We start from the raw sequence: 24,854 nt of genomic DNA, 5'->3' as shown, positions 1-24,854 counted from the left end.
ACAAAGCAAGCATGAAACACCAAATCAATGAAGCAACTGGTAAGCTCGGCATTCTGATGCCGGGACTTGGTGCCGTTGCCACCACATTTATCGCAGGAGTAGAAGCTATTAAAAAAGGCCTCTCAAAACCAGTAGGTTCCGTTACCCAGATGGGTAATATACGTTTAGGAAAAAGAACTGAAAACAGAAACCCCTTTATCAAAGATTTTGTACCACTGGCCAATTTGAATGACCTGGTATTTGGAGGATGGGATGTTTATGAGGATAATGTGTACACTGCTGCGGTAAAAGCAGAAGTGCTGGACAGGTTTCTTATAGAATCCGTTCGCACTGAGCTGGAAGCTATTGTTCCCATGAAAGCAGCTTTTGACAAAAGTTTTGTTAAGAATCTGGATGGCACACACGTAAAAGACTTTAAAACACGTTATGACCTGGCAGAAGCTGTGAAAGCTGACATCAGAAATTTTAAAGAGAAAAATGGTTGTGATAGAATCGTACTGGTATGGTGTGGTTCTACTGAAATTTATCATCAAACGGCAGATGTGCATTCATCCCTTGAAAAGTTTGAACAGGGATTGAAAGACAACGATGCCCGTATCGCTCCCAGTATGATATACGCATATGCGGCTATCAGCATGGGTATTCCTTTTGCCAACGGGGCGCCCAACCTGACTTGTGATATCCCGGCATTAACTGAGTTGGCAAAGAAAACTGCCACCCCCATAGGCGGAAAAGACTTTAAAACAGGACAAACATTGATGAAAACTATCCTGGCACCTGGCATACAGGCACGTGCGTTGGGACTTGAAGGTTGGTTCTCTACGAATATTCTGGGTAACCGTGACGGTTGGGTACTGGATGATCCTGAGAATTTTAAAACCAAAGAAGTTTCCAAGCTGGGTGTGCTGGAAGATATCCTGCAGCCTGATCTGGCACCGGATTTATACGGGGATCTTTATCATAAAATCAGGATTAATTACTATCCTCCGCGTAAGGACAATAAGGAGAGTTGGGATAACATTGATATCTTTGGCTGGTTAGGGTATAAAATGCAGATTAAAGTAAATTTCCTGTGCCGTGATTCTATCCTGGCTGCACCTATCGTCCTTGACCTGGCATTATTCATGGATTTTGCCAAGCGTGCGGGCATGAGCGGTATACAGGAATGGTTATCGTTTTACTTTAAATCACCGCAAACAGCACCGGGACTGCGCCCTGAGCATGATATTTTTAAACAACTTGCCAAATTGCAGAATACGCTCCGCTACCTGATGGGAGAAGATCTTATCACCCATCTGGGACTGGACTACTACGAAGAAGAAATTTTAGTTACGGATGATCAGAATACATAAAATGATTGCTACCAGTCTTGGCATCGGGTACATTGGCAAAGGCGGCGGAACAGTTGCTGCTGCGGTAGCAGCACTTTGCTGGTACCTGGTGCTGGCTGACAGTCATATACCGGCATACGGACCGGTACTTTTTACAGTTATCATCACCTTACTGGGAGTGTGGTCTGGCAACATAGTTGAACCTTACTGGGGTAAGGATGATAAAAAAGTAGTGATAGATGAAGTGGCAGGGATGTGCGTAAGCCTCTTGTTTCTGCCGGTGAATGTTAAATATGTACTAACGGGACTGGTACTTTTTCGCTTCTTCGATATCCTTAAACCATTGGGTATCAGGCGTACGGAAGCGCTCCCCGGAGGATGGGGTGTCATGGTGGATGATGTAATAGCAGGTATCTATGCAAACCTGGTATTACAATTGATATTTTATTTTAACCTTTTGTAATGCCAGTGAAATTTATAAAGGCGCAGGCCTCATCACTGGCTGCTACAGGTGTAGATTTTCTGATTGCCATCCTGCTTACGCAGGTAATAGGAGTGTGGTACATCAGTGCCAATATAACCGGTAACGTAGCCGGAGGGGTAACCAACTTTTTTGTGAACAGACAATGGGTTTTTGAAAAGCGGAATAATGCCATCAGCTTACAGGCAGTAAAATATATCCTGGTGTGGGGAGGTAATATGATCCTCAATGCAGTGGGTATATGGCTACTGGTAAATTATAAAATATTGCCTTATGTTTGGGCCAAAATTATAGTCGCTGTAGTAATAGGTGTCACTTATAACTATATGATTCAGAAGCGGTTCGTATTTAAATGATGATGATAGATGAATGGAATTAAAAATATAATAACTGGTATTTCGTTACTAATCGCTTTCGGCTTTAATACAGCAACGGCTCAAACTACCAGGCTGAAGGGACAGATAACAGATAGTAAATCCTTAGTGCCACTGCCTTTTGTGAATGTATTCATACCCGGTACAGCCATAGGAACTGCTACAGATGCCGCCGGGCGGTATGAGCTGGAGTATAATGCAACCAAAGACAGCATCCGTTTTGCATTCATGGGCTATAAAACCGTAGATAAACGCATCACCAAAGGAACAGACCAGGTGTTGAATATCAGGTTGGAAAGCACCAGCAAAACCCTGAACGAGATCGTGGTAAAGCGGAAAAAGGAAAGATATCGCAATAAGGATAATCCTGCAGTAGAACTGATCCGGCTGGTGGTTGATAACAGGGAGAAAAACAGGATGACACACTATGACTATGCGGCATACAACCAGTACGAGAAACTGGAGTTCGCATTGAGTAACTTGTCTGCCAAGGTGCAGAATGGGCGGTTTACCAAAAAGTATAAATTCATTTTTGATAACCAGGATACCACCAAAATGAGTGGTAAGTCATTATTGCCCATTTACCTGGAAGAAAAACTGGCAGATGTTTATTTTAGAAGAAGCCCCGAAAAAAAGAAAGTAATAATTACCGCAGATAAAAAGGTAAACTTTCAGGACTTCATAGATAACGATGGACTAAATGCTTATCTGAGGCATATTTATCAGGATGTGGACATTTACGACAACAATATGACGTTGTTTACCAATCAGTTCCTGAGTCCTATTGCAAACGCTGCCCCTACTTTCTACAAATACTATATAGCAGACACAATTACTACCGCAGATAATGAAAAGCTGGTAGAAATGGAATTCTATCCAAGGAATAAAGGTGATTTTTTGCTGGAAGGTAAATTGTATATCACACTGGATGGTAACTATGCTGTGCAGAAAGCTGAGATGACTGCCAACAAAGAAATTAACCTCAACTGGGTAAGGGAATTTCATCTGTATTTAGACTTTGAAAAAACATCAGATGGAAGATACTTTACCAACAAAAGTACAATGCGTGCTGACTTTGGTGTATTCAAAGGAAGAGGCGGGATCTATGGTGAACGTACCGTGTCTATAAAAGATATGAAGATCAACCAGCCCATGGCGGAAGATTTCTATAGCGGTCCCTCACTGGTAGAAAATGAAAAAACAGAAGAAAAGCCGGATAGCTTCTGGGTACACAACAGGCACGATACATTATCCAGCGCTGAAGCCAGAGTATATAAAAATATAGATAGTCTTCAGAATATGAAGTCCTTTCAAAGGACCATGAAGATTGCCACTTTGCTGCTTGCCGGGTACACAAAAGTTGGCCCGGTAGATGTTGGCCCGGTAAATACCTTTTACAGCTTTAATCCGATAGAAGGATTCAGGTTACGTGCCGGTGGCAGAACATTACCTTCTTTCAGCAAAAGTATCTACCTGGAATCATACGCGGCTTATGGTTTTAAAGATGAAAAGTGGAAATACTACATTGGTGCCAGTTATGCTTTAAATCATAAAGCACCTTACTCATTCCCTATTCATGCCATCAGCGCCAATTTTCAGCGCGATACTAAAATTCCAGGACAAGAGCTTCAGTTCATACAGGAAGATAATTTCCTGTTGTCTTTCAAACGTGGTAACAATGATAAGTTGTTATACAATGATATCTACAAAATAAATTATGAGCATGAGTTTAACAATCATTCCTCTTTTAATGTAGGGTTCAAACACTGGAAGCAAACACCTGCCGGCTCATTGAACTACGCTAAGGGAACGAGCACGGAAATGGTAAGGGATCCGATCACTACGGCAGAGTTTTCCCTGGAATTACGCTGGGCACCACATGAACAATTTTACCAGGGTAAATTATATCGTATTCCCATTCCGAATAAATATCCTATCGTTACGCTCAGAGCTATTGCAGGTGTAAAGGGGATTGCGGAGAGCGGTTATGACTACAAGAACATCTCCCTGAATTTATACAAGATGGCTTACCTTTCGCAGTTGGGATATAGTGAAATTGTATTGGAAGGTGGTTATATCTTCGGAAAATTACCTTATCCTTTACTCACTATTCACCGCGCTAACCAGTCGTACGCTTACCAGCTGGATTCTTATAACCTGATGAACTTCCTGGAATTTGTAAGTGACCGGTATGCCAATCTGAATATAGATCATAATTTCAATGGTTTTATCTTTAACAAAATACCTTTGCTGAAGAAACTGAAACTACGTGAAGTAGCTGCATTTAAAATATTATACGGCGGGTTGCGTGATGAGAATAATCCTTACAAAGATCCGTCCCTGATCCAGTTTTCAAAAGATACAAGCGGCATTCCCATAACTTATACACTTAGTCATGGACCGTATATGGAGGGTAGTATCGGTATTGCCAATATCTTTAAACTGTTAAGGGTAGACCTGGTAAGACGTTTCACTTATCTTAACAACCCCAATGTTCCTACATGGGGTATAAGGGCACGTTTTAAATTTGATTTCTAAAATAGTAACTGAGCATGAACAAGAAATGGAGAGATAAATTACAGCAGCTTATTTACCTGGTGATCAATCCCCTTGTAAAGGGGTTGATTAAGCTGGGACTTACGCCCAATGCTGTGACCCTTATTGGCTTCGCATTAAATATAGGAGTAGTCATAATTTTTGTGGCCGGGGTAGAAGAGGGGAATCGTGGAGATCTGTCTTATGTTGGTTGGGCGGGAGCTCTTACTTTATTTGCAGGCTTATTTGATATGCTGGACGGGCAGGTAGCCAGATTAGGTAATATGGGGTCCCGTTTTGGTGCCCTGTTTGACTCTGTGCTGGACCGTTACAGCGAAATGGTATTATTCTTTGGCATATGTTATTACCTCATCGGTCATCATTATTTTCTGAGCTCCATATTTGCCTTTATAGCGCTGATTGGCTCTATGATGGTAAGTTATACAAGGGCGCGTGCAGAAGGATTGGGAATAGAGTGTAAGGGCGGTTTAATGCAACGTCCGGAAAGAGTGGTGATCATCTCTATATCGGCCATTACCTGTGGCATTACCGCGCACTACATAGGAGGGGATTATAAACTGTTCGTTCCCGGTATTCCGTTTCATATATTTGAGACCATTTCCATCTTTACCTTCCCGTTATTCATCATGGCGGTATTAACTAATATCACTGCTATTGGTCGGTTACTGGATGCTAAAAAAGCATTATCAGCTGGTGTATTGATCCTCGGGATCCCCCTGCTTACCTTTGCTGGCCGGCCTGGTGAAGAACCAGCTTTCCCGGTACCGAATAACGTACCTCATATGTTGTTCTATATGCAGCGTACACCTAACATTAATACTATCATTTATGATCTGAACATTCAGAAGGATGGTACATTGGATAAGGATGATCCGGTGAATGTTTACTGGATACGGTATGCAGACGGTGGAGAGAAGAAAGATCTTAACTATATACAGCGTAAATTTGCCTACGGTATAAAAGTAAAGTCACTCGGAAACGAAAAATATGATATCCGTTCCGTAGCCTATACAAAAAAACAAATGTTCCTGATGAAATCTGCCACCGGGGATTATCATATCTATACGAAGATCAATAATACAATGGCTATTCTGAGCCGTATTTACCTGCAGATAGAAGGTGGTACTTTCTGGTTTCCGAATGTAGTGTATATAGAGATGAAGGGAATAGACCCTGTTAGTGGTAAAGAAATAAAGGAGCAGTTTAAGCCGTGATCCTGCGGAAAAAAGAACGTATGACGACTAATAAGAGGCTTTTCGATATAAAGACATTATTATTTACAACCTCAATAAGTATTGCCTACCTGTTGCTATCAGCCTGGCTGGTTGGCTTCAAAACCGACCAGTTATGGCTTGTGGTTATCTTCAATAGCTGTTATTATTTTTCATGGCCCACGCGGCGGCTCATTACAGGCTTCTCTATCTTCATTGTATACTGGATCCTGTTTGATTACATGAAAGCCTTCCCTAATTACCTGTTCAATACAGTACATATCAGGGACCTTTATGAAACAGAGAAATCCATTTTCGGGGTACTTGTAAATGGGGTGAAAGTAACTCCGAATGAATACTGGTTATTGCATAAATACACCTGGCTGGATGTAATGTCTGGCATATTCTATTTGTGCTGGGTACCAGTTCCACTGCTTTTTGCGGGTTATTTGTTCTACAAGGATACCCTTGCATTCCTTCACTTTGCCATTTCTTTTTTACTGGTTAATCTCATTGGGTTTGTTCTGTATTATATTTACCCTGCAGCGCCACCCTGGTATATCCAGCTGCATGGATTTGAATTTATTGCCCACACACCAGGTAATTCGGCCGGACTATTACGTTTTGATCAGTATCTGAACATAGACGTATTCGGTTCATTGTATTCCAAGAGTTCTAATGTATTTGCGGCCATGCCATCACTGCATTCTGCTTACCCACTCATTGTGTTGTATTATGCAAGGAAACACGCTAATGTGTTTTTCCAGGTAGTGTTTGGCGTAATTGCTGTGGGAATCTGGTTTTCTGCTATCTATAACAGTCACCACTACATATTGGATGTTGCTGCCGGTATTATCTGTGCTATCATTACCATTATTTTTTACAGGCGGGTGCTAATGGTCAGTCCCATTTGTAACAGATTCACCATGCACCTGTATAAGTTGATTAATACAAAATAGATATTATATAGTATTAAATAATATGTTTATTTTTTTTGCTTGTTTTACTATAAAAGTTATGAGAATACTTGAAAAGTATATATATTTATATTAATAGACGAGAAAGAAAGACCAAAATCTAGAAAACTAGCTAAATCGTAGACGAGCTTTATTGGGATAAGTAGTGAACAACAAGATTTAATTGAACAGAACCAGCCAATTGTCATGGCCTTTATTGTGAAATAAAATAATCCAAATTGAACAACAAGATTTAACAATCAGCACAGCCAATTTCAAGGGTAACTTTATTTTGAAATAAAAAATCTAAACTAAACAACAAGATTTAATTATCAGAACAACCATAATCATCGGGCTGACTTTATTGTGATAAATATGACTTGCATGTATCGTTGCAAGCAGTTGGTTAATTGCTTTTGTGTGGAGCTTTACTTCCTATAAGGTGCCTTAGAGTCTTTAATTCTTCCGGTTATTTATCGATCTCCATTGTTTGTTATGGCGGAATTCACTTGCCCGACAGTCTGCTATGTACGATGTACATACCGGAATGACCTGTCTATTGATATAACTGGTAAAGAAGTTTGTACCGGGTAGAAATCATAATTCTACCGGCTGGCTTTTTTATGCGACATATTTATTAGTCATTTTAAAACAGAATTATGCGAATCCACAGCTTATTATGCTTCATGGTATTGCTTTGCCATGCATTCACTTGTTCGTTAATGGCACAGACCACGCCAAAAATTACCGGAACAGTGAAGGATGAATCAGGAGCGCCCGTTCCGGGAGCAAGCATTAAAATTAAAGGAGGAGGAGGAGCCGTAACCGATGGTGAAGGAACCTTTAGTATTAATGTTGAAAAAGGGAAAGTCCTCATTATTTCAGGAATTGGTTTTGAAACAAAAGAAGTAACAGTGAGTGGATCTGTTATGCACATTCAACTTGGTATAGATAAAAAACTACTCTCAGAAATAGTAGTAACTGGTGTTGGTACAGCTACCAGCAAAAGAAAACTAGGTATCTCCGTAGAATCTGTTAATGCAGAAAAACTAACGTCAGGAGCTTCTACTTCTATAGACCAGGCATTGATCGGTAAAATTCCAGGAGCCCAGATAACGTCTATTAGTGGTAATCCCGGAGATCCCGTAAACATTCTGCTCAGGGGTGTTAATACAGTGCAGAATGGTACCAAACCACTAATCATGCTGGATGGTGTGCAGCTTTCTACCACAGATATGAACTCTCTTGATTTGAGTAATGTGGAAAGAATAGAAGTAGTACAAGGTGCTGCATCTGCCTCTCTGTATGGTGCACAGGGTGCCAATGGGGTAATGCAGATCTTTACTAAAAAAGGAAAAATGGGCCCTCTGGCTGTCAACTTTTCTTCCAGTTATACAACCAGTGAATATATCAACAGTGGTAATGTAACAAAGGCAAACAAGCATCCTTATTTAACAGATGCCAATAATAATATTGTAGATGCTTCAGGAAACATTTTAGCCTATGATGATCTTGGCTCCATTGAAGGCATCTCTTATGCTTATGGCGGTGCTACCCGTTATGGAATATTGGATCCCCGCAATATTGCTAATAAATCTTATAATGCTAACCTGAAATACTACGATCACTTTAAGCAGGTATTTAAAACAGGAACTACTCTTAATAATAATATCAATTTTTCTGGCGGGACAGATAAGAGTGATTTTAATATTTCAGTTGCTAATAACCATACTGTCAGCCCTATTATGCATAACGGATCTGTAGACCGTTCAAACTTAACTACAAACCTGGGAACGCAGTTATTTAAGGGCTTTAAACTCAGATCAGTTACACAACTGATCTATACCAAAAATACACTTGTTCCCGGCCTGGGTGCTGCCGGAGGGTATTTATATGGCCAGGGTAACCGTAAAGGTAATTTGAGCAGTGTTTATAATTTCTTAAATACTTCTCCTTTCTTTGACCTGGGAGCTAAAATGGCAGATGGCAATTCGCCTGCATACCAGACGGCTGATTTTCTTAGTATCAATGCCTTTAATCCTTATTACGTAAAGCAATATGCAAGTGGGCTGGATAATAAGGTAGATATCGTTCAGAGTTTTAATGCCAACTATGAGGTAAATCATTTCCTGGAGCTGGATGCCAAATATGGTCTTCAGTACAGAACTGAAGGTAGCACCTGGACTTATCTCAATCAAACAGAAAATGCAAATGCAACTTACTATGATACATGGGTAGGAAATTTTGCCGCCGATCGTTCTGGTGAAATAGATAAATGGAATTACACTACTGTTTTCCAGAATTTCCTGGCCAGCGCATACTTCAAAACTGATTTCCAGAAGGATTTTCATATCAATCTCCCTATTCAAACCAGTACACAGGTTTCATTCGACTATCGTAAAAATAAATATAAAGAACAGGATGTGTATGGCTTAGGTTTGCCACTCACATCTCCTATCAATTTATCTTCTGCATCAGAAGTACATGTTGCTCCTATTTCTTCTGTTACAAAGACGAATGGAAATTATGATGAAACATTTGTCACCTACGGATACCTGCTTAATCAGAAAATTGATTTCGGTGATTATGGTGGTATAGCAGGAGGATTCAGAAGTGACTGGTCTTCCGCTTTTGGTAGCGGTTCAAAACCTTTTACTTTCCCGCACGCATATGGCTACATCCTTCCTTCTTCCTTTAACTTCTGGGGAGGTAAGCTGGAAAATGTTGTTTCTTACTTCAAATTAAGAGCAGCATATGGAGAAGCGGGTATTCAGCCTGGTCCATTTGACAGATATCCTACTTTGGACCAGAGCACTATCGGCGACGGACTGGTATATTCAATACCCGTAACTGCTCAGAATCCAGCTTTACAGGTGGAAGTATCCAAAGAGTTTGAAGCAGGTACTGATTTCACCTTTGATGTTAATAAAAGAGGCAAATGGTTAAGTGCTATTAATGGTTCCTTTACCTACTGGAAACGTAAGAGCGAAAATGTGATCTATACAGTTAGCTCTGCACTCTCTTCCGGCTCTACCGGTATCCTGAATAACGCCATCAATATGTCGTCCAAAGGATTGCAGTTCCAGTTAAACCTGCCAGTATTTCGTTCCAAAGATTTTACATGGGACTTTACAGCCAATTACGGCCGTCAAACTTCTATGATAGATAAGATCAGCGGTGGTTCAGATATTATCCTCACTTCATTTGCAGGAAGCACAGCACTGGTATTAACCGCAGGACAAAAAATAGGACAGATATACGGATATAAGGCATTAACAAGTACAAGTGAGACTGATAAAACAGGTGCCCAGTATATTTCCCCTGCAGACGCAGGCAAATACCAGATTGTAGACGGCCGCGTGGTAGATACCGCCAGCAGATCTATTCAGTTTGCTTCAACTGCTACTGCATTCGGTGATCCTAATCCCAAGTTCAATGCATCCTTCATTAATGCATTTACCTACAAAGATTTTCTTACTTTCTCTTTCCAGTTTGACTGGGTATATGGCACCCATCTGTACAACCAGACAAAAGAATGGATGTACCGCGATGGTATTCATGGAGATTTTACCAAACCGGTAACCATTAACGGAACAACAGCTGCGTATACTGCATATTATGGAAGTGCTTACTCCAGTTCCTGGGGTAGCCTGTATGGACCAGGTAATAATGCCACAAAAGATTATTTCTATGAAGATGCTTCTTTCTTAAGATTGAGAAATGTTTCTGTCGGATTTGACCTGGCAAAAGTGATGAACATCAGATACTTCAAAAAACTGCAACTCGTATTTACAGGAAGGAATATCCTGACTGTAACAAAATATACCGGTTTCGATCCTGAAGCAAGTTCCGGTGCTGTGAATTCTTCTTTCGACAGAGGAGTGGATCATAGTACAATGCCGAACATGAAATCTTACATGATAGGTTTAAATGTGGGATTATAATTTTTTATTAAAAAAAGAAAGCCATGAATAAGCATAAATATATTTTATCAATTTTGAGTGTTGCTCTTTTACTGAGTGGAACTGCGTGTAAAAAAGATCTGAACGTAGGAAACCCGAATTTGCCTACGGAAGGGGAAAATGTAAATTCCGAATCAGGGATCATCTCTCTTGCAGTAGGTGCAGTGTATGTGAATGGTTTCAAGAACGGCGATGACTGGCTGGGAAACAGCTATTTCTCATTACCTTACGGATACAGTGAACTCCTTGCTGATGTAGTGGGGGCACAGGCTTCTAATCAGCTGATAAGTACAATCAGCATCCCTGAATATTACACCCTGGACAATAACTCGAAAACCACTACAGGTATATCCAACATTACCCAGTTAAGGGCTAACAATACCCGGGCGCAGACCGGCTCCGGTTATAATCCGCTTTATTACCAATGGTTGAATATGTACGCGCTTAACAGTGCCTGTAATAAGGTATTAAGCCTTGTAGATAATATCACCTTTTCCGGAGAGGGTACTACGAAGGCCAATACAATCAAAGCCTGGTGTTATTGGTGGAAAGGATACGCATATGCTTCCATAGGATCAATGTACTATTCAGGCCTGATCGTAAATGAAGCGGGCGCAGCCAGCAACAAATATCTTATCAAGGATTCCATCATTGCAGAATCAAATACCTGGTTTAATAAAGCCGCTGATATCCTGGGCACAGGAATTTCCAGTGCAACAGATTACAGCACCGTTTTAGGACAACTAATCCCTTCTTTTTGCCAGGTAGGAAATGGTGGTGTGCTAACAACCGATATGTGGATCAGGAATATCAATACCATGCTTGCCAGGAATATCCTGGTGAATAAGCTGGCGCCTTTTGTAAATGGTAATCCTGCTGCAACAATCACCAAGTCCTCCACTGCTACCATGACTGCTGCGGATTGGACCAGTGTATTAACATTGGCTACAAATGGTATCAAAAAAGGAGATTATGTATTTACCGGAAGAAGCGCTGCTGCCAATGGCTTCTTTACAGCAGCAGGAGGTACGGCGGCTGCCTTAACAACAAATGTGAATACTTCTTCTACGTTTAGATTAAGTGAGCGTTTTGTGCAGAACTTTGAAAGTGGTGATAAGCGCATGAGCAACAATTTTAATACCGCTACTACTTACCTGGATGATATTACTTTTGGTACGCGTTACAGCATCATAGATGGTGGTAACGGACAAAGCGGTGTATATGTGTATGGTAGTAAAGCCGTAGGGGCATATGAACTCTTTATTGCCGGAAGTTATGAAGAAAATGAATTAATGCTGGCAGAAGCTAATATAAGATTGGGTAATACCGATGCCGGCCTGGCTTATGTAGATGCTGTAAGAACCTATTTGGGTGCCGGTGTAGCAGCTGTTTCTGGCACCGGTTTGAATGAGGCCGGGGCACTTACAGAACTGGTAAAAGAAAGAAGAGTAGCGCTTGTTTTCAGAGGATTATCTTTTTATGATAGCAGGAGATGGGGCTGGACATATGACATTGATAATGGTGGTGGTAGTTATGGCAATACTTTCCTGACTTCTGCCGGCGATGTAAATACAAATGTTACTATCAATTATGACTTCCTGGATTACTGGGATGTTCCTGCCGATGAAGTGGATATAAATCCTGCAGGTGAAGGCAGTGCAGCAACTAAGAATCCTAATTTCTGATTTTAACGTTTCTTATTTTTTTACAGCCTGTATCATTGAGCGAGAGCTTATTGGTACAGGCTGTAAAATTTTACACCGGCTATCATATTTTCACTGCACAATTACGAAACATTTCTGTGGTATTTAAAGAGCCTGCATTTTACAGGATAATAATCTTATTTATATTTAATACTCCTAAGCAGATCATCTACTTCACTGCCATACTTACCTTTAAAATCATACTTCTGCGCACTGAGTAGCATTTGCTGAGCAGCATGAAAATTTCTTTCCTGTAAATATAACAGGGCAAGATTGCGATAAGCATATGCATTGCCTTTGTTGTATTGAAGGGATTGTGTTATCAGTTCTCTTGCCTGCGAAAGATATCCCAGACGCATTAACACATAACCTTTGTTGTTATACGCGTATGCACATTCTGCATCGATAGCTATAGCCTGATCAAAAAGCGTAATCGCTTTATCATATTGTTGAAGATCCGCTAGTACAAAACCAAGTGCATTTAGTAATTCAGCCGAACCAGGGCTAATGGCCAGCGCCCGGAGGTATAATTCTACTGCACGAATCTTATTACCCGACTGACTGTAACAATATCCTAATTGAGAGAGTACTCCGGTATGCTCAGGATGTTGTTGTAATACCTTGTCATAATAGGGAATCGCTTTTTCAAATTGAAGGTCTGTGGCCCATGTAATGCCCAAAATCCAGAGTGCATCTGTGTGCTGCGGATCAATCTGTAAGATATATCTGCAAAATCTCCGGCTTCTTTTCCTGTCATTGTATTGAAGAAAATTCCTTGCTTCCGCTAAATGTTCTTTCACCATTCTGTTCTTTTGTTTTTCTCCATACAACCATAGAACCAGGGGATTATGAGGAAACGAACGTGAAGGTTTGATCTTTGGACTTCTGAAAGGAATATGGAGCTGGTTATCTCTTACTGCCGCTAATTGCTCCACGAAGGTGCGAAAGACGATACCCAGCGATTCCAGTTTATGCCGGCAAAGGTTTTCTATACTGAGCAGGGACAGCATGATATGCTCGGGCAACAGATGTTTATCTTTCAGTTTCTTCTGATAATAGGCGGCATTCTTCATCATGCGTTCTGCCTCCTGCGTTATGAAAACGGAGGTATTAATTACAGTTCCATGTTGCCAGTCAAGCATTTTCAGCCAGGTGATCATCTTTTCTCTGTCCTCATCCTGTATCAGATCCGTAAAGGCAAAGGAATCAAGCAGCCCAAGTAAGATCATCTGACTATCTATATAATAGAGTTCTTTTTCCAGGGAAAATGTCCTGGCATAAGATAAAGCAGCTTTTATTTCAAGGGAGGCATCGAAAAGCATCAGTTATTAAATATACCTCAAATTTATAATATTATTATGGCACCTTGGATAAGAAATATGGAATCATTTGATATGCAGTAATCTGTAACCGGTACGCAATACGTATTACCTCTTGGTAACGTAATGCCCGGGGTTTATTTTGTAAGGGTTAGTAAAGGAGGGAATAGTATTACTAAGAAGATTATTAAAAACTGATTCTCAGTAATAGCACCCTCTGTTCCCCATAAAAAAACATCCCCGGTTCCGAAGAAGCCGGGGATATTTTTATTTAACCAAAAACTAATTGAAACTATAATTTCAGCAATCCAAACTTATACAACGTATTCACCGGTTTATTATCCCAGAACAATTCAAAATCTTCCAACCCGGCTTCCGTATAACTATCCATTACTTCTTTCAGCGTATATGTCTTTACGTTACCTACAGAAAGTTTTTCCAGCATACCTGCTAGCCATCCTCCCTGTGCCTGATCTACACTGATAGTATACTTTTCTTTCTTGTTCTGGAAGGTGAGTGCTGCCATTTCCCACTGATTTCCTTTTTTCGACTTTGTAAAATTCTCTACAGAAGGTGTTTTTCCCAGCCACACAATTTTAGCTGTAGGTTTATGTGAAGAATACTGATCTTCTGTTAAAGCATTAACAATATAATCGGGGGATATTTTTGTTTTCGGTACTTTAAAATCAAACCACTTTTGCAAAGGATCTGTTAAGCAGATACCATGCATGTAATTCAATAATGATTTTTTCAATCCGAAACTGAAGAGCTCATGTTCAGTACCTGTTTCATCAATATGCACAATATCGTTATTGGCGAATGTACCCACAGCCAATGATTCCTTTCGGACATTGAATTTTTCAGGTTGCATTCCCACGGGACTATGTGCCGTCATAGTAAACTGGTGCCAGAATGCAGATTGCAGGATGCCTGCCTGGAACATCTGTCGTACCATTTCCAGGGAGTCTATTGTTTCCTGAGCTGTTTGGGTAGGGAAGCCATACATCAGATAGGCATGTACCATGATACCAGCCTCGGTGAAGTTTCTGTTCACCTGTGCCACCTGCGATACGGTGATTCCTTTCTGGATCAGTTCCAGTAAGCGGTCAGATGCAACTTCCAGTCCGCCGGAAACGGCAATACAACCGGACTCTTTCAGCAGCAGGCAGAGATCCCGGGTAAAGCTTTTTTCGAACCGTACGTTTGTCCACCAGCTAACGGTCAGTTTTCTTTTGATGATCTCGAGTGCTAAAGCACGCATGAGGGCTGGCGGTGCGGCCTCATCCACAAAATGAAAACCGTTCTGCCCGGTTTGCGCAGTGATCTCTTCCATACGGTCGCACAGTAATTGTGCAGCTACCGGTTCATAGAGTTTGATATAGTCCAGGGAGATATCGCAGAACGTACATTTACCCCAGTAGCAGCCATGTGCCATGGTGAGTTTATTCCATCGGCCATCGCTCCACATGCGGTGCATGGGATTGACTACTTCTATGGCAGAGATGTATTTATCAAGGAGGAAGTCGCTGTAATCCGGCGTACCTACCTGTCCTTGTTTATAATCCGTGCAGGATTGATTATTGGAGTAAGTTACTTTTCCATCTATGACGGAAAAGGTACGTTTCAGCTCATCTAAGTCTTTCTTTCCTTCTACAAAGGCAAACAAGTTTTCAAGTGGCGCTTCACCATCATCCAGGGAAACGAAATCATAGAACTCGAATACGCGGGTATCGGAGAGGGAGCGAAGTTCAGTATTAGCAAAGCCGCCGCCCATCGCCACTCTTACGGAAGGATAGTTCTTTTTGATCCATTGCCCGCAACGCAGGGAAGTATACAGATTGCCCGGGAAAGGGACGGAAATTGCCACCATTTTAGGTTGTACGGTGGCCATATGTTTTTCCAGGATCTCAATTAAGATCTGGTCTATGTATGTGTAATCTTTCTGAAGGGCCTCATACAGCTCATCGAAGCTGTTAGCCGATCTGGCCAGTTTTTCTGCATAACGGCTGAACCCGAAGTGTTCATCGATTGTTTCCATGATCAGGTCGGAGAGGTCTTCGAGATACATGGTTGCCAGGTGTTTGGCTTTATCCTGAGTACCCATGGAGCCGAATGCATGGTCCAGGTCGTCCAGTTGTGAAAACCGGCTGGCTTCCGGAAGGAAATCCCGTTTACAGATTCTGTGGGCCAGGGTAGGGTTTTTGCCCTGCAGGAAAAGGATTACATCGTCTATTGTATAGATGTAATCGTCCTGTAAAGCCACGATACGGGCTGCATTTTCGGATAAAGGGGTGCTGATTTGGGTAAAAAGATGTTGCAGGCCCTGTTTTCCAAACAGGGCCAGGGTTACTTCAATACCAAGGTCTGCCTGGAAAGAAGTAATGTTTTTAGTATTAAGAAAACCTTTCAGGTAAGCTGTTGCCGGGTATGGCGTGTTCAGCTGTGTAAAAGGCGGAGTAATTAAGAAAACAGACGCACCCAAATCAGTGATTTTGATGCGAAATTATTACTAAATAGGTTAAGAAGGAATAAAACCTACATGAACAAGGGCCACAAATGGAGATGGGAGTCATTACATCCTGGCAGAAAATATTAAGTGAAATATTTTGCAAATAAACTGATTTCCAACTTGTTGGAATAGTTTTTCAGGTAAAAAAGCATTGTAAACTACGGTCTTTGGTATACAACAATTAGTAATATACTTACCTGACTTCTTAACTTCATGCGGGAAACGAGCTATTGTCATGCAGGAAAGTTGGGAGAGAGTAGCACTTTAAGCCAGTGGTTGATCGGTGGTTGGTCGGTAGTTGTTCGGTCATGACTGATCAATCACTGACCAACCACCGATCAACCACCGATCAACCACCGATCAACCACCGATCAATCCCTCAACTCTTCCTTAACTCTCTATGAAGTCTCTCCGAAGACACTAAGAATTTGCACTAGTCATGAATAGTTATTCGCTTTGTGACAGGAAAGGCCAGCCACGTTTTTTCAAAACAGCTGCCTAATGCTTTTGACCATTTTTGATCTGTACCGTACTTGCAAGACAATTTCGCAGACATTTCCCAGCTAACGGTCTACAAAACATATCCCTGGCCAACTGTCCGGTTTCGAACCAATTCTTCAAGATTCATATTGAAATTCAGCGATTTATTGAAATTTACAAGTAGTGAAGGATGCGACAAATAGTAGCTATGAATAGTTGTCCTGAGCTGCTTTCCTGTCGAATTTTATCTGGGGGAATTAAAATATTTTGAAAAACGCTTGCAGAAGATAAAATAAACATCTACTATTGTAGTGTAATACTTAACTACTACACTACATGATTAAGATTTCAAATTTATCATTTGGTTATAGCAACAAAAAATTGCTCTACAGCGACCTTTCGCTAGATATAAAAGGAGGAAACATATATGGACTGTTAGGCAAAAACGGTGCAGGGAAATCTACGCTGCTGAAGAACATATCCGGAACATTATTTCCCAAAAAAGGGGAGGTAATAGTTAACGGTAGTATTCCCCAAAGGAGAAAACCATCGTTCTTGAATACTGTATATTTTATTTCTGAAGATGTTACACTTCCGCCGCTAACGCTCAGGAAATATTTAGACTTATTTTCGGTGTTCTATCCCAATTTTAATGTAGATGAGTTAAACACTTTTCTAAAAGAGCTGGCAGTTTCCGTTCCCGCAAAGCTCAGTGCGTTGTCATTTGGTCAGCAAAAAAAATTCAGTATTGCCTTTGCATTAGCCTGCAACACACAGATTTTACTAATGGATGAGCCTACCAATGGCCTGGATATTCCTTCGAAAGCGCAATTCAGGCAATTGATCGCATCAGTAATGACAGATGACCGCATTATTATTATCTCGACGCATCAAACCCGTGATCTCGAAAACTTAATTGATCAGGTGATCATTGTCGATGATGGTCAATTGCTGTTAAACGAATCTGTTAATACGATCACAGAAAGGCTAATCTTTGAAACGGTTAGTATTCAGCCAAATGATAACAGGATCTTATATGCAGAGAAACATTTAAAAGGAGTGTCTCTGGTGAGGGAAAATACTTCAGGTGAAGATACCCGGATCAATTTAGAGAACTTATTCAATGGCGTTACCTCAAAGCCACAATTAGCAAAAGAAATTTTCACCACTAACACTAAATAAAATGAATGATACATTTAATATAAAGCGGTTTGGTTGGGTATTCAAAAAATCAGTACTTGAACGGCCCACCCTTATGCTTGGATTGATGTTAGTGACACTTGTCATTACTTTACTTACCTATGCAATTGTACAATCGATGGCAGGTATAGCCAAGGCCCAGGTCAGCGCTTTTGTTTTTGGGTTTCTGGTTGGCGGCAGTTTCATGTCATCTTCAGCATTGGGCTACTTTTCATCCAATTCAAGTGGTACATCCTTTTTAATGCTACCTGCATCACATTTGGAGAAATGGCTTTGTGCTGTGTTGATTTCAGGAGTTATCTATGCTGCAATATATCTTGGTTTTTTCAGGTTGGTGGATGTGTTTTTTGTAAATAACTACTATCAGGGACTTGATCCTAATAGTCCCAATTATCAAAATTTATATCATTCAGTTGAAGTATTTGGATTTAACAATGAAATAGCTAAGAACATATTCGTCATTTTCTTTAATATTTCAGGAGCGATGTTATTGGGTTCACTTTATTTTAATAAGGTCAGTTATATTAAAGTAGCTCTATTGGTTTGTACGCTGGTAATATTCACTTACTTTGCGAATCTTCTGATCGCTGGCCTGTTTTTTAACCATATCGACATGGCTATTCCTTTTAAAAGTATATTTTTAAAGGTAGGTTCTGCGATTGGAATTGTAGATCTGCCCGAAGGTGTAAATTCAGCAATTAGCTTTTTGATAAGTTATGTGATCCCCGGAACATTGTGGTTAACAGCCTTAATAAGGTTAAAAGAAAAGGAAATGTAAATGGAATTCAGAGACAAGCAAGCGATTTATCTGCAAATAGTGGAATATGTATGTGAACAGATACTACTAGGAAATTGGCAGACCGGAAATAAAATATTAAGCATAAGGGAGCTGGCCGTTTACATGGAAGTAACACCTAATACCATACAACGTACTTATGACTTTTTGCAGCAAAAGCAAATTATAAGTAACCGCAGAGGAGTGGGGTACTTTCTTGAAGAGGAAGGTATGCAACGCGTTCTTGCTTACCGGAGAGAATTGTTCTTGGAAAATGAACTACCGTTGATGTTTAGAAACATGCATTTACTTAAAATTGGACCGGAAGAAGTTAACAGAAGATTTGACGAATATATTACCCAAAATTATAAGGATAAATAAAATGAAACTAAGTACTATAATACTCATTACCCTGCTGGCACTTTTGGTGACTAGTTTGTTTGCCTCCAACCTGCTTTTCAAAAGGCAGTATGACCACCGGGATAAATCCGATCTATATTGGAATTACAATAAGATATTGGAACGCCCTTTTAAGCATTTAAAAGTTGATGGAGGAAATGTGACTAATATCGTTTTTATGCAAAGTAAAAGCTTTTCTGTAAGAGTTCTGGACTACTGGGGTGGTTATCAGAAAGATAGTGTGAAAGCCTATGTAAATGGGGATACTTTACATATAAAGTTTCTTAATAAATATGATAATCTTATAGAAAAGTCATGGATGCAGAACAATATCCTGGTGCGTGTTGCTGCCCCTGAACTGTTATCAATTGAAGGGCATAATACGAACCTTGAATTAGATGAGTTCCGGCAAAAATCGCTTACAGTTCGTTTGTCAGGAAAGTCACGATTAGAGGTAGAGAGCAACATTCATAGTTTTGATCAACTTGAAGTTACCCAAAATGACTCGACTCAAGTGGTATTTGAAATGAACCCCGATCTGAAAGGTTCCCCAATCATGCATGCAAAAAAAATAACAGTGAGGTTAAAGGGGGTAACCCTGTTGGATATGGGCCATTTATATACGAACCAAAGTGATCTTTTAATAGCAGATAGCTCAGCGCTTATTCTTTCGGGTAAAACCATAAATTCTTTAAAATTCAATTAAAATGAAGGGTTTGAGGATCGCTTAAACAGCGTATGGTTTCCAACCGTGACCCGGGTAAAGAACAGGCTGTATAATGAGAATACAGCCTGTTCTTTATAAATTATTTAATTCGTTGTTGCCCGGAAAATCCTGTTAGTGTAGGAGGAATCAACATTACCTGCAAATACCATGATACCGGCTTTATGGCTGCCGCTGGAAGGTTGCCATGCAGCAGCAGTGATAGCTGTACTTACGCTGTTATATTGTTTGGAAACGCCAATCATTGTTTTGGCTGCTCCTATGTAGTTTGCCCACCTGTTGAATCGTGTGGTGTTATTCTGGGAATAGCCCATGTCCTCCACAAAGTTTAAATATTGGGCAACAGAGGGAACCTGCCCGATAGCATATCCTGCCTGTCCGCCACTATAGATAGCTGCTGTATAAACAGTTCCGGTAGGATTGTTTGACAATGGACCAAAATATGCTCCGAATGCTTTTATCAGGTTAGTGAAATTGGTGTTGGCGGCGGTGCTGCCCATATGCTCTACATCCAGGGCAATACCATCTAAGTGCAAAGAATCTATAATGCAGGCTTTTACAAAGGATGCAAACTGCAGATAGGTTAATTTTTGTCCGTTGTAGGTAGTGAATGGAGTAGTGGTATTCCAGGAAGCAGCATCGTCTACATTCATCAATACTTTTACTCCTCTTGCCTGTAATACTCTTACATGATTAATGATTGATTTGTAGGAATGATAGTTGGGGTTGACAGTCAGGATATAACTGTTGCTGCTGCCGTAATGTAAAGAGTCTGCCATTTCCCATCCGGTGCCTTCAAAGAGAACAACAACATTCGCCTCAACAGAGAAATTAGTGAGTGGAAGATTATTGGGTGTAGCATCAAAGGCATAATAAGCTACTTTAAATGGGCTGGGTAGAGCGGCTGGAGCTGCTACGGCAAGCGTGGTTACAGCGGGCACTTTTAGATTGTCTTTTTTCATACATCCGATGGTGCTTATGAATGTTAAGCCGGTAAGTATAAGGGTTTGTGTTTTCATAATGTATATGTGGTTTGGGTATATAAACTAGCAGGGATTGTAGAGCATCGTGGAATCTTATTCGTTATCACAAATTAACTTATTTATCTATTAAAGTCATTAAATATTTAGTGAATTTAAATTCCGTTCACAGTCTATTTAAGATTGTTTACAATCTGTTTGCTTTTCATTGACAACTTATTTTTCCATTACATCTTAACTTGTCCTAATATTCGACGTGTGTAGGCCCTGTTAAAGAAACTGATTTGCATTGAGAAAAAGAGTTTGACAAGATAATTTTATCAACCGGTAAAAGCCTCTACGTAGCAGCATTTCACACTAAGGGAAAGGGATAATTTTTAGTTCAACGTTATATACTATGGAGTAATTAAAAGGTATGTAGTTATATCGCTCTTTTATAAATATTCATGTCAACTAACATTTAGTAATTACTGTATCAACCAATTTATTTATCATACCCGGAATGCAGAGATAGCATCCAGGTAGCAGAAATCTTATGTATTTACAGCTCTTTATAATACTCATGCCCAACAGGCATGATCAACCAATTTCGTAATAATCCTTAAGCTTCAAAATTTATTTCATGACTGTTAATTTTACAAAATGCAGCTATCGCTGTACTGTGATGTTATTAACGCTCTCCCTTACAATCATTTCTATATTTGCACGGGCACAGGGCACACCTGATGCACGTGTAATTATATCCGGGACAGTAAAAGACGGGGGAGACGGAGAGTCTCTTCCTGGTGTATCCATCAGTATTTCCGACTTAAAAGGTGGCGCCGTTTCTAATACAGATGGTGGTTTCAGTATTAAAGCCAACATCGGCAGCACACTAACGTTTAAAATTGTAGGATATGTTCCTTTTTTATTCAAGGTAACCGGTCCTGATGCAAAAGTGAATGTATTACTGAAGCGGGATAAAACAGATTTGAAAGATGTGGTAGTAATCGGCTATCAGGAAGTTTCCCGTAAAAATGTAACAGCTTCAGTTACCTCTGTAAATCCGAAAACAATGCTGGACGTTCCTGCTCCTACTCTGGATGCCCTTTTGCAGGGCCGCGCTCCGGGATTAGATGTACAGAACTTTTCCGGCGAACCGGGTGTAAGAAGTAATGTAGTAATGCGTGGTAATACTGCCGTGAGCAGGAATATCAATAGTGACTTTACCAGTCCTCAGGGTAAAACAAGTCTGGCACGGGCATTAAGCGGCCCTTTATATGTAATAGATGGAGTACCTCAGAACACGGATGATATCGCCGCTATTAACTATGGTAGTGGTACCGGTACTGATGCATTGGCCGGTATTCCGGTGAGTGACATCGCGAGTATTGATATCTTAAAAGATGCCTCTGCTGCTGCTATCTATGGATCAAGGGGTGCCGGTGGGGTAATCATCATCACCACCAAACGCGGTGTAACAGGAAAGCCAAGAGTGGAATTTTCTACTTATCATGGCATCACAGATCAACCGGCACTGGATAAAGTGGTGATCGGTGCAGAAGAGCGCAGAGCGAAAATGGCATTGATAGAACACTATGGAAATTACTTTAATCTACCTTCTATTCCTCAGATTTTAACAGATAGCCTTAACCCGGGATTTAATAATGCCAATGATTATATAGGCCAGCTTTACCAGAGTGGTCGTGTTAGCAATTATGATGTATCCGTGAACGGTGGTACTGAACTTGTTAGTTACAGGTATTCACTGAATTATTATGATGAAGAAGGAGTTATTAAGAAATCAGGATTTAAAAGATATAGCTTTAACGGGACTACAGGACTGCACGTTTCTCCTAAACTGAACATCAGTACGCAAATCCGTTTCTCAAGAGGAGACAGGCCTATTTCACTTAGCGATGTTTCCGGTGGTTATGGTCCTTTTAATGGTGGGTATTATGCTTCCAGCCCATTGCCTACTTCATTGTTATACCTGTCTCCCGCAAACAAGGATTTCATTTTCGGAAATACCTCCAACAAGACAGATCTGAACACAGATAATAATCTCTCTATCAGCCCTATCATAGAGTGGAAGATCTCTAAGAAATGGAACTTTAATACGGTGCTTTCCTACAATATGCACAACTCCCGTAAAGATGCATATATACCTGGTGTGGTGAGAAAGGATGGCACAGGTAAGGCTACCAGCTTTACAGATGCTTCCATCAACTACCTGATGAGTAATTCACTTCAGTATACTACCGGGTTAGGTAAATACCATACGTTTAATTTTTTATTGGGACAGAATACTGAGTTCAATGAATACCGCGTAACACAGTCTAGTGCAATTGGTGTTCCTAATGATCAGATCCGTACTGTTACTGTGTTAAATAAAAACTTATCTACAACCAGTACAGACCTGCAACAGAGTGGTATCCAAACGGGTTTCTTCCGTGTGAATTACGGATACAAAGGACGTTATTTATTGTCTGCTGTAATGAATGCAGATGCATCTTCCCGTTTTGGTAAAGATAACCGCTGGGGATATTTCCCTTCCGTATCTGCCGGATGGGTAATTAGTGATGAACCATTCATGAAAAATCAGAGCAGCTGGCTTACCATGTTGAAACTGCGTGCCAGCTATGGTCAAACAGGCCGTCAGCCCGATGGAGGAGATAATTATCTTTCTTTTAATACTTACACAGTAGGTGCCGGTGATTTCCAGGGTAGTGTCAATCCTGTTACCAACTATAATCAGGTATTCACTTACAACGGTGTACCTGCTGTATCTCTTAATTTTGATAAGGGCCTTTCCAACAGAAAACTGAGCTGGGAAAAAACAAGCCAGACCAATCTTGGTATAGACCTGACCCTGCTGAACGGACGGTTTAACTTTGTGGCAGATGGGTATGTGAAACAAACACATGGCGGTATCTTTACTATGGCGGTTCCTGTTACAACAGGATATTCTACAATCACCGCCAATGCTATTGGTATTCGTAATACAGGTATTGAAATGCAGATCATTGCCAACATCTTCCAGCCTTCTTCAAAATTCCAGTGGCAGGTGATGTTGAATGCTGCACATAATGATAACATCATTACATCATTGCCTAATGGTGGTCGTGATATTTACCTGGATAAATTTGTATTGAGACAAGGGCAACCACTCAATTCTTATAACGTTTTCAAAGCATCCGGCATTTATAAATCAGATGCAGATGTTCCGGTAAATCCCGTAACGGGACAGGTATTGAATTTCTATGGTTATCCTTTCAGAGGTGGTGATCCTATCTGGCAGGATTCAAATGGAGATGGTGTGTTAAACGACAGAGACTATGTACCTGCCGGTAACCCAAATCCTAAAGTAACAGGTGGTTTCAGCAATACATTCAGTTACAGAAGATTTACGCTCGATGTATTCTGTACATTCACAGCTGGTCGTCAAATCTACAATGATTACCTGGCAGGAAAGCTTTCCCAACTGGTGCCTACAGATGATGGCAACCCTGATCCTTATCATTCCATCAGTACGCATTCCCTTCCTGATCTGAATGGTATTAATTACTGGCAGAATGCGGGAGATAATGCGCAATATCCTTCTTTAAGTTCCGTAACAGGTACCCGTTATAAATATGCACTTGTAAGTTCACAATGGGTTGAAAGTGGTACTTATCTGCGTATCAAGAAAGTGTCTCTGGGTTATAGCCTGGCACCTGCTTTACTGGAAAGACTGCATATGAAACGTGTTCGCATTTATGGACTGGTTGATAATCTGCACATTTTCCAGAAATCAAAGAATGTACCCGATGCAGAGCAGGTGGATGCTTTTGGGGTATATAGTGGAAGTGGTTATCCCATTCCTAAAAAGTTCACCATGGGATTGGATATAAGCCTTTAATTAAAAAAAATCAG

General features: G+C 40.5%; 16 protein-coding genes and 1 pseudogene. 14 read left to right on the top strand and 3 right to left on the bottom strand.

Annotation, left to right across the window (positions count from 1 at the left end; translation table 11 throughout):
- Window positions 1-11: 11 nt before the first annotated feature.
- The 8 genes from BM176_RS17115 to BM176_RS17080 all read left to right on the top strand — a co-directional run bounded on the left by BM176_RS17115 (window position 12) and on the right by BM176_RS17080 (window position 12,556).
- A complete protein-coding gene (locus BM176_RS17115) occupies window positions 12-1,352 on the top strand; it encodes an inositol-3-phosphate synthase (protein ID WP_090106107.1) in 1,341 nt (446 codons plus the stop codon).
- Window positions 1,336-1,794 carry a phosphatidylglycerophosphatase A family protein gene (locus BM176_RS17110; RefSeq protein ID WP_090105241.1) on the top strand — a complete coding sequence of 153 codons (459 nt, stop codon included), beginning with the start codon at window positions 1,336-1,338 and terminating at the stop codon, window positions 1,792-1,794. Before BM176_RS17115 ends, BM176_RS17110 begins: the two co-directional genes overlap by 17 nt.
- Window positions 1,794-2,168 carry a GtrA family protein gene (locus BM176_RS17105; protein WP_090105239.1) on the top strand — a complete coding sequence of 125 codons (375 nt, stop codon included), beginning with the start codon at window positions 1,794-1,796 and terminating at the stop codon, window positions 2,166-2,168. Before BM176_RS17110 ends, BM176_RS17105 begins: the two co-directional genes overlap by 1 nt.
- 9 nt (window positions 2,169-2,177) lie before the next feature.
- Window positions 2,178-4,724, top strand: a complete 2,547-nt coding sequence (locus BM176_RS17100) for a DUF5686 and carboxypeptidase-like regulatory domain-containing protein (protein ID WP_090105237.1) — start codon at window positions 2,178-2,180, stop codon at window positions 4,722-4,724.
- Window positions 4,725-4,738: 14 nt separating this feature from the next.
- Window positions 4,739-5,956 carry a DUF4833 domain-containing protein gene (locus BM176_RS17095; RefSeq protein ID WP_090105235.1) on the top strand — a complete coding sequence of 406 codons (1,218 nt, stop codon included), beginning with the start codon at window positions 4,739-4,741 and terminating at the stop codon, window positions 5,954-5,956.
- A 20-nt stretch (window positions 5,957-5,976) separates the two neighbouring features.
- Window positions 5,977-6,912 (top strand): phosphatase PAP2 family protein, encoded by a 936-nt coding sequence (locus tag BM176_RS17090; RefSeq protein ID WP_090106106.1) that lies wholly within the window; start codon window positions 5,977-5,979, stop codon window positions 6,910-6,912.
- Window positions 6,913-7,568: 656 nt separating this feature from the next.
- The gene (locus BM176_RS17085) at window positions 7,569-10,853 is read left to right on the top strand and encodes a SusC/RagA family TonB-linked outer membrane protein (RefSeq protein WP_090105233.1); all 3,285 of its coding nucleotides are present in this window, start codon (window positions 7,569-7,571) and stop codon (window positions 10,851-10,853) included.
- Window positions 10,854-10,876: 23 nt separating this feature from the next.
- Complete coding sequence (locus BM176_RS17080) at window positions 10,877-12,556, top strand: RagB/SusD family nutrient uptake outer membrane protein (RefSeq protein WP_090105231.1); 1,680 nt, start codon at window positions 10,877-10,879, stop codon at window positions 12,554-12,556.
- A gap of 155 nt (window positions 12,557-12,711) precedes the next feature.
- On the opposite strand, the gene BM176_RS17075 is transcribed toward BM176_RS17080, so the two are convergent.
- Entirely contained in the window at window positions 12,712-13,896 is a 1,185-nt protein-coding gene (locus BM176_RS17075; RefSeq protein WP_090105229.1) for a tetratricopeptide repeat protein, read from the bottom strand.
- 102 nt (window positions 13,897-13,998) lie between these two features.
- Here BM176_RS17075 and BM176_RS33130 point away from each other — a divergent pair.
- Window positions 13,999-14,091 (top strand): annotated as a pseudogene (locus tag BM176_RS33130) (T9SS type A sorting domain-containing protein); the annotation flags it as partial.
- A 94-nt stretch (window positions 14,092-14,185) separates the two neighbouring features.
- Here BM176_RS33130 and BM176_RS17065 read toward each other — a convergent pair.
- On the bottom strand, window positions 14,186-16,375 hold the full coding sequence (locus BM176_RS17065) for a B12-binding domain-containing radical SAM protein (protein WP_090105227.1): 2,190 nt from the start codon (window positions 16,373-16,375) through the stop codon (window positions 14,186-14,188).
- An 843-nt stretch (window positions 16,376-17,218) separates the two neighbouring features.
- On the opposite strand from BM176_RS17065, the gene BM176_RS17060 reads away from it, so the two are divergent.
- From BM176_RS17060 to BM176_RS17045, 4 genes are read left to right on the top strand one after another with little or no spacing between them, the layout of a single operon-like run.
- Window positions 17,219-18,064 carry an ABC transporter ATP-binding protein gene (locus tag BM176_RS17060; RefSeq protein WP_090105225.1) on the top strand — a complete coding sequence of 282 codons (846 nt, stop codon included), beginning with the start codon at window positions 17,219-17,221 and terminating at the stop codon, window positions 18,062-18,064.
- A 1-nt stretch (window position 18,065) separates the two neighbouring features.
- Window positions 18,066-18,860 (top strand): hypothetical protein, encoded by a 795-nt coding sequence (locus tag BM176_RS17055; protein WP_090105223.1) that lies wholly within the window; start codon window positions 18,066-18,068, stop codon window positions 18,858-18,860.
- On the top strand, window positions 18,861-19,238 hold the full coding sequence (locus BM176_RS17050; protein WP_090105221.1) for a GntR family transcriptional regulator: 378 nt from the start codon (window positions 18,861-18,863) through the stop codon (window positions 19,236-19,238).
- Window position 19,239: 1 nt separating this feature from the next.
- Complete coding sequence (locus BM176_RS17045) at window positions 19,240-19,962, top strand: GIN domain-containing protein (RefSeq protein WP_090105219.1); 723 nt, start codon at window positions 19,240-19,242, stop codon at window positions 19,960-19,962.
- Window positions 19,963-20,066: 104 nt separating this feature from the next.
- Here BM176_RS17045 and BM176_RS17040 read toward each other — a convergent pair whose 3' ends face one another.
- Window positions 20,067-20,999, bottom strand: a complete 933-nt coding sequence (locus BM176_RS17040; protein ID WP_090105217.1) for an EndoS/ChiA family endoglycosidase — start codon at window positions 20,997-20,999, stop codon at window positions 20,067-20,069.
- Window positions 21,000-21,582: 583 nt separating this feature from the next.
- Between BM176_RS17040 and BM176_RS17035 the strand changes: the two genes are divergently transcribed.
- A complete protein-coding gene (locus BM176_RS17035) occupies window positions 21,583-24,840 on the top strand; it encodes a SusC/RagA family TonB-linked outer membrane protein (protein ID WP_090105215.1) in 3,258 nt (1,085 codons plus the stop codon).
- The last annotated feature ends 14 nt before the right edge of the window (window positions 24,841-24,854 follow it).

The sequence above is a fragment of the Chitinophaga sp. CF118 genome (assembly GCF_900112615.1).
In the GTDB taxonomy this organism is placed as follows: domain Bacteria; phylum Bacteroidota; class Bacteroidia; order Chitinophagales; family Chitinophagaceae; genus Chitinophaga.
Note: the sequence above shows the minus strand (reverse complement) of the source record. Positions and strands in the feature narration are given on the sequence as shown.